The sequence below is a fragment of the Haliscomenobacter sp. genome (assembly GCF_040403615.1).
GTDB lineage: Bacteria > Bacteroidota > Bacteroidia > Chitinophagales > Saprospiraceae > Haliscomenobacter.
In genome coordinates this window covers 1-10,572 of sequence record NZ_JBBAKG010000075.1, presented here as the reverse complement: position 1 = coordinate 10,572, position 10,572 = coordinate 1, and the positions used below count along the sequence as shown (strand labels likewise).

Genomic DNA, 10,572 nt, shown 5'->3' with positions numbered 1-10,572 from the left:
AGCGGCGGCCCTATGTGGCCGCTGCAATGTTAAGTTGAGGTGCCTATTAGCGGCGGCCCTATGTGGCCGCTGCAATGTTAAGTTGAGGTGCCTATTAGCGGCGACCCTATGTGGCCGCGGCAATGATAATATTTGGGAAGACCGGGAAAGGGCGGCCACATAGGGTCGCCCCAACTGTCGCCCCGACGGTCGCCCCGACGGGTTTTCTGAAAAAAAATCAACAAATCCTCCAATTCCTGCCAAACCCGCCGCATTTTTGCAGTATGGCAAGATTTAAATTGACTTTAGAATACGATGGCAGCCGTTTTAAGGGCTGGCAAGTGCAGGAAGATGCCCGCTCCATCCAGGGGCAACTCATCAAAGCGGCGAAAATTGTTTTCGAAACAGAAACCGTGGAAGTATACGGATCGGGGCGAACCGATGCTGGTGTACATGCCCTTGGGCAAGTGGCACACATCGAAGTAGAGACCAAGATGCCGGTGAAACTGATGCGTCAAAAACTGAACGATCAACTCACCCACGACATCAACATACTGAGCATCGATCAGGCTGCGCAAAAATTTCACGCCCGCCATGATGCGGTTGCGCGCAGTTATGTGTACCATATTTCCCGAAGGCGCAACGCTTTTGGCAAGCATTTCATGTGGTGGGTCAAAGATCCGCTCAATATTGATCGCATGAATGCAGCAGCAGAATACCTGGTGGGCATGCACGATTTTAAATCTTTTTCCAACGAAAAAGGAACGGAGAAAAGCTCCAAAGTTGATTTGCTGCAACTCAAAGTAGTGGAGAAGGGTGATAAGCTGATTGTACACGTGGTCGCTTCGCATTTCTTGTGGAAAATGGTGCGCCGCATTGTAGGAAGTTTGGTAGAAGTAGGAACTGGCAGGATAGAACCCAGCAAATTCAAGGAATGGCTGGAAAAACCCAGCATTGAACCAGCAAAATATACAGCGCCTCCAGGAGGCTTGTTTTTGGAACGCGTGTACTTCAAGGGAGAAAAAATCAGTACCGAATTCCGTACGTTGCTCTGATTGGTTAGTTTACCCGAGCAGCAACGGGTTGCTTCAATTCTTCCAAAAAATCGAGGGTATGATCCAGACTGCGCAATACGGTTACATTGTGTGCAGAGGATACTTTTTGGGCAACAACCTGATAACCAGAAAGTAGGATGTGACAGTTGGGGAAAGTCTCAGAGAGCTTGTCTACATAACGTTGGACAGGCTCTTTGAAAAACGTCTCGGTCACCATGGTAAAAATAAAATCCGGCTTGTGTACCTTACAAGCATCGCGCAGGTCACCTATTGAGATGTCTTGCCCCAGGTAAAGCACCTGATTGCGGCGAGATTTGAGGATGTAATGCATAAACAGCAAGCTCAATTCCTGCTTTTCGCCTTCCGGCAGATAAATGATGAATTTTTTGGCAAATTTTCCCTGTGGGATCGACTCATTGTCGATGGCCACGATGATTTTTTGGCGGATGAGGTAACTGATGAAATTTTCCTGTACGGGATTGATCGAACCAGTAAGCCAAAGGACACCCAACTTGTCCAGAAAAGGATAAATCACTTCGAGCATGGTGCGCTCAAAGCCAATTTGTTGGGTGCTGGTGGTGATGATGCGGTCGAATTGTTGCTCGTCCATTTCAATCATCGAAATGGTGAGGGCATCCAGTTGGGTATTGTGTTCGAAATTGACCTCTGAAATAGCTGCCACTTTTTCGGCCACATCATGGCGCGTCATTGTGGCGATTTTGGAAATCTTGATGCCGTTTTTATTGAGCAACGCAACGTTGAGCAAAAACTTGAGGTCATCGTCTTGGTAGTAGCGAATATTCGTCTTGGTTCGCTTTGGAGCAATAACTCCATAACGTTGCTCCCAAATGCGGATCGTGTGTGCTTTGATCCCGGAGAGTTTTTCCAAGTCTCGGATAGAATAAACTGCCACTTGCTAAGGCGTTTTTTTTCAGTGAATTATAATCTTTACTTTTACTTCAGTTGTGCTTTCGATTTCACCATTAGCTAACATCAGACGCATTAAAAGGTTTATTACTTGCAAAAAATTGTGTCGCCTGTTTTCACACATGATGTTAAAGAAAGTGCAATATGGATTAAATTGCTAACTTTAGCAGGTCGCTAAGGGCCGGAAATTAAATAAAGGTGCAAAGTTGACTCGGCTTTTTTTTGATTTGGCAAGGCGCGAGGAAGGCGCATAGCCAGCCTACGCAACTGACGAGTAACGCAGCAAAATCAAAAAAGAGCCCAGTCAGAATGTAACTTTATTTAAATTCCGTCCCTAAGATACTCTCAATGCTTAAATTTCTACAAAACAATCATTATGAAGTGGATTAAGGCTCTACTTTTTTTATCTATCCTTACTTGCTTCGCCCGGCAGGTTTACGCCCAAGCTACTCCCTGTGTTTACACGCTGGACTTAAATGATCTACTCGGCGATGGCTGGAACGGCTCCCAATTGGAGGCACGCATTAACAATACCGCTACTACATACACCATCACCAATGGCAGCAAGGCGCGGCATTACCTGACCCTCAATAACGGGGACAGTTTGCGCCTCACCTACAAACCTGGCCCATTCGATCTGGAGGTTTCCTATTCCTTGCTTGATCAGGAAGGAAAAGTGGTGTACACAACCGGTACGGCTCTGCCAAAGGCCGGAATCGTATTGCGCACCAAAATCATTTGCCCCACTTGTGCTGCTCCTCCAGGGCCCAGTCTGGCATTTGAAGACGTGCGTGCCTTTACCGCTCAGTTGAGCTGGCTGGGCAACGTAGTAGGCGGAACCTACCTTCTGGAATACGGAAAAAAAGGTTTTTTGCCGAATAAAGGCCTCGGCACTACGGTGCGGACTACCGCAACCCGGGTGATTTTAAAAACCCTGACTCAAAATACCAACTACGACCTATACCTGAGCTTGATTTGCAGCAATCCTGCCGATACGAGCCAGACTCTCGGCCCCTTTGCGTTCAAAACCCGCTTTGCCATTGACCTGGGAATTTCAGGTATCGAAAGCCCAACCACCGAATGTGGCCTGGAACGAGGCGATACGGTGCGCGTACTGATTCGCAACTTCGGCGGTGAACCCCAGTCTTTGGTGCCTTTCAAATATGCCGTAAATGGCATGCCCGTACCGATTAGTATGCCCAAAGATGGTGTTTATACCGGAGTTGTTGGCCGCGACAGCTCGGATGTAGCCGAGTTTGACAACAAATACAGCTTCCCTCCGGGCGATTATTACATCGATGCCTGGACGGAAATGAAAGGCGACAGCGTACCCCGCAACGATACCCTGCGGTATACGTTTACCAGTTTGCCTACCATCACCAGTTTCCCATCCGTCAATTTGTTGGAAGACAGCTTCACTGGCTGGACCGTAGATCAAAAAAGTGTCAACGCCAGTTGGCAATTGGGTGCGCCCAACAAGCGCGTACTGAATACAGCTTTCAGTGGCAACCAAGTGTGGGCCACCAAACTCAACGGCAGCTACAACAGCAGCGAGGTGTCTTATTTGGCTTCGCCTTGCTTCAATTTTTCAAAACTCACTGCTGATCCCGTATTGACTTTCGCCACCCAACTCGACCTCGAAGGTTGTTGCGATGGCATGTGGGTTGAATTGAGCACCGACGGCGGCGTTTCCTGGGCTAAACTGGGCGACAACACCAGCGGCATCAATTGGTACAACGACGTTACGCGCCAAATCTGGAACGGCAACGGTGGCGTGAAAGGCTGGTTTACCGCTTCGCATCCATTGCCCGGTACGGCTACTGCACCTAACGTACGCCTCCGCTTTGCTTTCTTATCCGATTTTGCCAACAACCTGGAAGGTGCCCTGATCGACAACATCCAGATTCATGTACCAACCCGCGATCTGTTGGCATTGAGTGTACGCAATACCACTGCCGAAGCCTGTGGCAATTCTACGGATCAATTGGCCTTTGCCCTGGGCAACCTGAGTCGCAACAACGCCACCGCTTTCTCGGTAGCGTACCGCATCAACAATGGTACTGTTGTGACCGAAAACGTAGGTGGATTTACCCTGGCGCCCAACGCCAAAAACACCTATACCTTTAAAGGAACCTTCAACTCCGCTACTCCCGGCACTTACAACATTAAAGCCTGGGTGGTTGGCGATGTGCTGGCTTCCAACGATACGGCTTACTTTAGCTTCAATACGGCTTATCCGGTTCCTTTTGGTGAAGATTTTGAGCGCGGCGGCATTCCCCGCGACTGGACGATTGATGCCGATGCCGTGGTGGTAAAAGACCGGGGCAACAGCAGTTTTACCCTGTCTGACAACCTGTTCAGCGGCGATGTCAATTTGCGTGCCACTACTCCGGTATTCGGTCCCATTGCCGCCAACGACAGTCTGACGTTTGAATACCGCTACGTGAATGTATCCGGCAATACCGTAACCGCCACCCAACTGACGGCCAACGACCGCCTGGATGTGCTGGTTTCTACTGATTGTGGCCGCACTTTTGTGGTGCTTCAATCGATTACGGCGGCCAATCACCTCTCTTCTACTCAATTGCGCCGAATTACGGTGAAACTGGGGGCTTATGCCACTAGATTCATTCAGATTCGCCTTGCGGCTACCTGGGGTGGGGGCGATTACTGGATCGATCTGGACAATATTAACCTGAACCGTTGCCCCGCCAAACTGAACTTGAGCAGCACCACCCGCAATGCTAGCAATGCAACTTTGCGCAATGGCTCGGCCAGTGTAAAAGTGGAAACGAATGGCGCTCCTTACAAATTCAAGTGGAACACCGGAGCAACCAGTGCCCAGATTTCCCAAGTGCCTGCCGGAAAATACAGCGTAACCGTTACCGATCGCTTTGGATGTACCTCAGTTTTGGATCTGGATGTCAAATTTACGGTTTCGGCACGCGATCAGGAATTGCCGGTAGACAACCTGAGCATTGCACCCAACCCGACCAATGAACAAACCTTGTTGCGGGTATCACTGCGGGAGCGCGCCAATTTACAGGTTCAACTGATCAACACCGTTGGACAGGTACTGAGCCAAGTGCAATTGGGCAATGTACTCCAGGCCGATGTACCGATCAATCTGGCCAATTTGCCTGCGGGCATGTACTTCCTGCGTTTGCAAGGAAATGGCCGTCAGCGGATTGAGCGGGTGGTAAAATTTTAGACATGCAGTGAAGATGGTTGAAAACCACCATCGACATACGATTAAAATCAAAGCGCACAAAGGAATGTATGTCCTTGTGCGCTTTGTTTTTAAAAATCCCGCTTTACAAAATCCTCCCCAGCGCCCGCAAGCTCTCCACATTGTGCAGTGGCGCAAACACATCAATATAAGGCATCGAAACCTGCATGCCCCGCACCTCCGGCGCATAACCAGGCCTCCCGGCCAGGGGATTCAACCAGATAATCCGTTCTGCTTTGCGACTGATTTTGCGCATGCTTTCTTCCAGTACTTCAATGTCTCCCGTATCGCAACCATCGCTGAGGATGAGTACCGTACTGTGGCCGTGCAGCAAGCGGGCATACTGGGTATAAAATTGATGAAGGGACTCCCCGATCCGGGTTCCGCCCGACCAGGCGGGTACATTTTCGCCCAATTCCGCCAGCACCTCGCGGAAATTGCCCTTGCGCAGCACTTTGGTGATGCGCTGTATACTGGTGGAAAAAACAAATGTCTCGACCCGCTGACCAGCCTGCTGAAACGCATAGATGAATTGGATCAAAAACTGGCTGTACAAATCCATTGACTTGCTGACATCGCAAATCAAGATCAACTGATTCTTTTGCTGCCGGGGTTGAAACTGGGCCAACTCGATCAATTCTCCGCCCCGCCGCAGGTTTTTGCGCATGGTGTTGCGCAAATCGAGTTGATTGGCCGAATGGGCGCGTTCTTTGCGGCGACTGAATTGCCGCGCCATGCGCCGCGCCAGCATCAGGATGAGTTTGCTGATTTCCTGGAGTTCTTCGGCGCTGAACAGGGAAAAGTCTTTGCTGCTCAAGGATTCTTGCGCGCTGTATACTGCCAGTTCGAGGTTGTCTTGTACGGGGTTGCCGTTGAGCCAGCTTTTGAGTGCGTACAGCGAAGGGGCTTGTTGGCGGGTGCCGGGCTTGCGGGGCGCTTCGTCTTGTGCAATTTTGGAATCCACGGCTTGCTCCAGTTCTTTCCAGTATTTGGGAAAGATCTGGTCAAAAAGCTCTTGCTCCCGGCGGGTGCGTGCCAAAGTGGCCCGCAAGGTATACTGAAACAATTGCGGATCGTGAAAAGGGGCCACAATCTCCAATGCCGCCAGCATGTTGCTGGTTTCCAGTGGCCCAATGGTAAAACCTTTTTGCCGCAGGTGGCGACAAAAAGCCAGCAGGTTGGCGCTGAGACTGGTACGGCGTTGGATGAGGTCTGACATGAGGCATGTATGTCGCAAATGTGAGTTGGTAATTTACAAAAAAGCCATTGAGGCAATTCAATCTGCCCTATTTTTATATCCGAAAATAGCAGTGACTATTTTTATCAGGCGGGAAGATTGATGTCAAACCGTGCTCCTTTGTTCAATTCGCCTGTGGCGGTGATGGTGCCGGTGTGATTCTCTACAATTTTTTTACTAATGGCAAGACCAATGCCCGAACCGATGTATTGGTTGGTATTCAGCCTGTTAAATACTTTGAAAATATCGTTTTTAAAGGTGTTGTTGAAACCAATTCCATTGTCAACAAAAGAAATTTTATACCAATGCTTTGGGGCTTCACCTGCAACGGTTGCAGATTCAGCAGTAAATGTTGTGCTGCTTATTTTTATAACAACCGGGACATCCTGCTTTGCAAATTTGATGGCATTGCTGATGATGTTTACAAACAACTGATGCAACTGAAAGCTTATGCCATTTACAGTAGGTAAAGTGCTTATATCAATCGTAGCACCTTTCTCTTCAAGTTCCTCTTTTAGATCCATGACCACTTCTTTCATCACACTATTCAGGTCTACTACCTCAAATCTTGCCTCATCATACATCAAACTGGCATAAGAAACCAATGCTTCAATCAGCCGCTGCATTTTGGCTGCAGAAGCTTGCATGCGCACAATATTTGAATTCACAACATCCGGAATTTCATTGCTGTATTTTTCTAAAATAATGGAAGCATACATCTGTATTTTTCGTAAAGGCTCTTTTAAATCATGGGTGCTTATCCAGTTCATGTTGGACAGTTCATCATTGGACTTTTGCAGTTGCTCATTGAGGCTGCGGTATTTTACTTCGTCTTCTATCAAATCAGTCAGATACAATTGCTTTTGTATCACCAATGATATGGTAGCCGCCGCGTTTAATTCGGGTCTTAGCCATTCCTTGCTTTGATATTTTACGGATTCGCTCCAAGCGGCGAATGATTTTCGGGGCGTGAGCAAATTATTTTCCTCGTTTAATATTATCGATTTGTTGGGGTCACCTCCCCACAGTTTTGTTGTTTGAATTTCGCGCCGCATCCACAAGATAGCATTGCCCGGTAATACACTAAGCCGCTGGTAACAAATTCCCGCCACACCATTGCTCAGTGTTTTTGCAGGCAAATAATCATCCACAAATCTTGTTGTATTAAAATTTTCTTTTTTTATATTTTTAAAAAGCCAGTCTGCCATTAATTGCATTTCTTTTTTCTCAGGCACTGTGCCTGACGTAAAGAAATTGCCATTGTGTATTATTGCAAGACCATCTGCATGCAAAAGGGTTTTTATCAATTGTAAGGTTACTTCATTGCCGATAAAAGACTGTTCTTTGGTAAATTGTTCGCTCAACTCCTGCAGTTTTTTATTGGTTTCTTTAGTGATCTCAAATTCATCCGCCACCTTTCGTACCTCAATTTGAGATTGGAGAAAGATGGCCTGTAAATGTGCTGCAAGCCTTGCATAATAAGGAATATATTTTGGGGTGTCATGGTGACAGGATATCAGCCCCCACAATTTTTTATTGTGAATTAATGAGACGCTGAATGAAGCGGCCACACCCATATTTTTCATGTATTGGATATGAATGGGCGACACCGAACGCAAAAAAGAATGACTAAGGTCCAATGTAATTACAGAACCGCCTTCTTCTTCCAGTGCATACAATGGCACAGGCTCATAGTCCACGTCTGCTATCATCCTTACATGATTGCGTAAATAAAGTTCACGGGCTTGCGCGGGTATGTCTGTATGGGGATAATACAGCCCAAAAAATGATTCCAAGTCTTCACGTTTTGTTTCGGCATACACTTCGCCATTGTAATCTTTGTCAAAACGGTAGATCATTACCCGGTCGTAACCAGTTATCAATTTTGTTTCATTGGCAATATCCTGGCAAAGATTCTTCAGGTTATCCGATCTTTCTGTATAATAGGCAAAACGTTTTGTTTGTATATACAGTTCGGGCATATAGCTGTGCTCCTCCACAAAAGGTTCCATCTCTAAAATAACCGTATCACCGCTTTTATGCACAGATGTAGTATAAAGTTTACCATGTAGCGAAAAAATAAAAGGGCGGTTCATTTCACTACCGTTCAATTCGAATTGCGCAGTAAAAGTGTTTATTTCTTCTTCATCAAAAAACAGGTTTAACTTTTTGCCCAATATTTCATTCAATGGCACCTGAAAATATGTTTCGCAATTTTTACTTGCAAACGCAATAGAATAATCAAGCATTTTTACAGCAAGTAAAAAGCCATGGGGTTGGATGCTGCCCGGTATATGTATTGGTTCGCTTTCACAATTGGTTATCGTTACTTCATGGTCAGGAACTAAATTTTTAATTTTCATTTTCAGCAAGTTTATAGGAATATTCTGATAAACAATTATTTAGCAGCGAAAATGTGTTTACGGCACTGTCAATAATTTCGTCTTCATTGTTGTTGCTTGCACCTGCTTCACAAAGCAATTGCAAAAAGCTTTTCCACATGGTGCCGGTTTGGCGGGCATAAGCGCTTAAATAAGTAGTTTTTCCGGAAACTGTAGTACCTAAAACTGTTGATAGATGCTTGCTGATAATTTGCCCGCCAAGCGTAGAACCTTCCAGCACATACATCCCCCCTAATGCGGCCGAGGCAGTTTGGTAATGGGTGCTAAATAGTACATCGCTAACATAAGGCTGTGCGGCAGTTTGATTCAGCATGGCAAGGTCGGCTTGTATAAAGTGCGATTTTTTTCTATCGTTGAGTTGGAGCAATGGATGGTGCTTTAATATTGGAAACACTATCTTTTCGAAACCATATACAAAGCCATACATACTTTTGAGGTAATGGGCATATTGAGCAATAGTTACCCCCTTGCTGATTAACAATTGTGAAGCGCTGTTTTGCTCAATCAACTGGTGACTGTTTGCTGTTTTGCTCCGTAGGCGCTGTAAAAAAATGGTTGACTCCAAGTGTTACTGGTTTAAAATTTGATTTTAATGGATGGTTTGTTTTAACCCTTCCCAATTGTTGACGAGGCATTTTTCTACCATGTTTTTAAATTGAGTGTAGCTGGTGGGCTTGGCAAGGTATAAATCCGCACCGCCTTTATAAGCATTTTCTATATGTTGCGGTTGATGAGAAGTGGACAGTACAAAAATTTTAATGCTGTTCCATTTTTCATTGCCCCTGATTTCACTCAGGCATTCGAAGCCGTTTTTAAAAGGCATGTTCAAATCAAGAAAAATCATTTCGGGCAGGGTGGTTGCCTGTTCTAAAAAAGCCATCAACAAATTACCGTCTGTTGTTACTGTAACAAGTATATCCTGGTTCAATTCAGCTAAAACGGTTTTAAAAAGGTGTACATCATCTTCATCATCCTCTGCAAGCAGTACATTGCTTATTTTAATTTCATACATTTTTTGTGATAATTTTTCTGCGTTACTTAGTAAAAGCACTACTTGTTTTGCGCTTGAATGATCCGCTTATCTACCAGTCTGCTGAGTGTCGTTTCAATTGTATTTTTCAGTTGGTCAAAACTTTCGGACTTTCGAATAAAACCATCGGCACCGATTCTTTCAAGTGTGTTGATCAGGTTCTGTTCAAAATGAATATTACTAGAAAAAGAAGTGGTGAACATCACCACCTGCAACTTTTTGAATTCTGCATTTTCTTTTATCTCAACCAGGCATTCAACCCCTGTTTTGCGAGGCATACTTAAATCCAAAAAAAGGATATCGGTGCTGCTGGCATTGCCTGAATTGGCACTAAGGTATTTCATGAGTTCCTCTCCGTCCTTAACTGTAGTGAGTTTAGTGGAAATGGGGAGTTCGGATAATGCTTTTTCAAAGAAAACCTGGTCGTCCAAATCGTCTTCAGCAAGTAGTATATTGAGTGGGTTGTTCATTTGTTTTTTTACACAGCAGCTTATTCTCGTAAAATATTTTTTCACGAAATTGACAACCGAATTTAATTGACGAACTTGCATAAAAGTAGTGGTTTCAATAAAAAAGATTGTTACATAATTTTTGAAAAAAGTTACATAATTCACACATTTGATTGTTGAAATTGAAAGGACTGTTGGTACGAGTGGTGTGAATCGTAAAATAATTAGAGAAGAATAGGGCAAAGATGTGAATAAGAAAAAAGG

General features: G+C 45.5%; 8 protein-coding genes. 2 read left to right on the top strand and 6 right to left on the bottom strand.

Annotated elements, in window-relative coordinates; all coding sequences use genetic code 11:
• Positions 1-263 precede the first annotated feature (263 nt).
• On the top strand, positions 264-1,034 hold the full coding sequence (gene truA, locus ABW391_RS20545; RefSeq protein WP_353483791.1) for a tRNA pseudouridine(38-40) synthase TruA: 771 nt from the start codon (positions 264-266) through the stop codon (positions 1,032-1,034).
• Positions 1,035-1,038: 4 nt separating this feature from the next.
• On the opposite strand, the gene ABW391_RS20540 is transcribed toward truA, so the two are convergent.
• Entirely contained in the window at positions 1,039-1,947 is a 909-nt protein-coding gene (locus ABW391_RS20540) for a MerR family transcriptional regulator (protein WP_353483790.1), read from the bottom strand.
• 390 nt (positions 1,948-2,337) lie between these two features.
• Here ABW391_RS20540 and ABW391_RS20535 point away from each other — a divergent pair, with 390 nt between their 5' ends.
• The gene (locus ABW391_RS20535) at positions 2,338-5,172 is read left to right on the top strand and encodes a T9SS type A sorting domain-containing protein (RefSeq protein WP_353483789.1); all 2,835 of its coding nucleotides are present in this window, start codon (positions 2,338-2,340) and stop codon (positions 5,170-5,172) included.
• 103 nt (positions 5,173-5,275) lie between these two features.
• On the opposite strand, the gene ABW391_RS20530 is transcribed toward ABW391_RS20535, so the two are convergent.
• From ABW391_RS20530 to ABW391_RS20510, 5 genes are all read right to left on the bottom strand, one after another.
• Complete coding sequence (locus ABW391_RS20530) at positions 5,276-6,409, bottom strand: vWA domain-containing protein (RefSeq protein WP_353483788.1); 1,134 nt, start codon at positions 6,407-6,409, stop codon at positions 5,276-5,278.
• Positions 6,410-6,513: 104 nt separating this feature from the next.
• Positions 6,514-8,790: an ATP-binding protein gene (locus ABW391_RS20525; RefSeq protein ID WP_353483787.1), complete on the bottom strand. Its 2,277-nt coding sequence runs from the start codon at positions 8,788-8,790 to the stop codon at positions 6,514-6,516.
• Positions 8,780-9,394 (bottom strand): biliverdin-producing heme oxygenase, encoded by a 615-nt coding sequence (locus ABW391_RS20520; RefSeq protein ID WP_353483786.1) that lies wholly within the window; start codon positions 9,392-9,394, stop codon positions 8,780-8,782. The genes ABW391_RS20525 and ABW391_RS20520 overlap by 11 nt, the downstream gene beginning before the upstream one ends.
• A 24-nt stretch (positions 9,395-9,418) precedes the next feature.
• A complete protein-coding gene (locus ABW391_RS20515; protein ID WP_353483785.1) occupies positions 9,419-9,841 on the bottom strand; it encodes a response regulator in 423 nt (140 codons plus the stop codon).
• Positions 9,842-9,879: 38 nt separating this feature from the next.
• A partial coding sequence (locus ABW391_RS20510; RefSeq protein ID WP_353483784.1) for a response regulator occupies positions 9,880-10,572 on the bottom strand: 693 nt, incomplete at its 5' end.